We start from the raw sequence: 1,344 nt of genomic DNA, 5'->3' as shown, positions 1-1,344 counted from the left end.
AGTGTCGGCACAAGGAGTCAGAAATATATGATTTCATATGGTTAGCTACTTATGTGCTCTTCGACCCCCGTGGTTCCAAAAAACGCTTTTCAATCTGTCTTTTGCAACAACCTCTCCCGTGTGGGGGGCAATTTTCATTCGGGGCTCTTTTCGCAAACTATTCTCGTTGACTCCTCATAACTTGGAGGGGGATCAAAATTCGATGTACCCGGACGGCTTAACCGATACTCCAAAGAACCATACGCAGGAGGAGCTGATGGTAATGGAGAATAGCCACAAGCTCCCCGGGGTTCAGCAGAATGATCATGAGGGCGCAACGGTGCAGGCATGTCGTCACAAAATTTTTCTTCCGACCGCAGCATGGGATGGCCGATTTTTTTCTTTAAAAAATCAACAATAACCGTTTTATCAAGCACCTCTGCCAAGGCAAGAGGGCTGTATTTGCCATGACCATTGACAGGCTCCCCCTTGTCCAGAAGAAGTTGGATCATCCTGCAGGCGCTTCGCTCATCCATCCATGATGATTGAACTGCTTTATAGATTAGTGAATCAATACCACTTTCAAGAGCAGGTATATAATAATGCTGTGTTTTGTCATTGAGTTCGAGACCCGCCAAGTATTCCATTATTTCCAATTGTCCATAGAAAACAGCATTTTTGACAAGAAAAGAACCGGAGACTTTATCAAGATCTTCTCCTCTGTTAACAAGATATTGAAGCACATCAAGAAAACCAAACCTTGATGCCAGGGACATCCAGTCAGAAACAGTGAAACGAAGAGGATATGTATTCAACAGTTTTTCTATATCTTTTGGTTTATTCCAAACAATTGCCCGTCGAAAATCCAGCAGTAACCTGACTTCTTTAGTCGTTTGTTTAAGCATTCCCTCAGTCAAATTGGCAGGCACTCGAATATGAGTCATATAACGATTTTTTTCTTCATCGGATTCATGTTCAGGCTATGCTGACTGACACTCAGATTATTAGCAGGTTCTGTATTTTCTATTTTCCGGTATCCTGCGATCAGAAGTTTAGTTTCAGTAAGACCTTGAGGCGTACAATACGACCACTCAGGACAGCAACAAAGAGTTATAAACGGTTCAGGTGTCACTTGCATTAAAATACTCTCCTTGGGTTGGTTCTTACGATAGACATTAAGCATCTGATTACTAATTCCAGAAGTAAAGGCTTTGAACCACTAGGAGCACAAAGGAAAAGCTCTTCTTTGCCGTGAATAATTATTTTGCTTAACTTTTCATCCTTAGGGGTGGCGCAAAATATTTTCACTCGCCATAAGTAGTTAACCAAATGAAATCATATTTTCTGACTAAGTGGCCAGTCACT

Annotated in this window: 1 protein-coding gene; it reads right to left on the bottom strand. The window is 41.8% G+C overall.

Going from position 1 to position 1,344, the window contains the following annotated elements; genetic code table 11:
- Window positions 1-134: 134 nt before the first annotated feature.
- Window positions 135-923, bottom strand: a complete 789-nt coding sequence (locus tag KDK14_RS01830; RefSeq protein ID WP_257263312.1) for a hypothetical protein — start codon at window positions 921-923, stop codon at window positions 135-137.
- Window positions 924-1,344 lie beyond the last annotated feature (421 nt).

Source organism: Endozoicomonas sp. ONNA2, assembly GCF_024606365.1.
In the GTDB taxonomy this organism is placed as follows: Bacteria; Pseudomonadota; Gammaproteobacteria; order Pseudomonadales; family Endozoicomonadaceae; genus Endozoicomonas.
This window is presented reverse-complemented; position numbering and strand designations above follow the sequence as displayed.

Coding starts and splice junctions, on each gene's coding strand:
- KDK14_RS01830 (WP_257263312.1), bottom strand. CDS start 923: ATGACTCATATTCGAGTGCCTGCCAATTTGACTGAGGGAATGCTTAAA.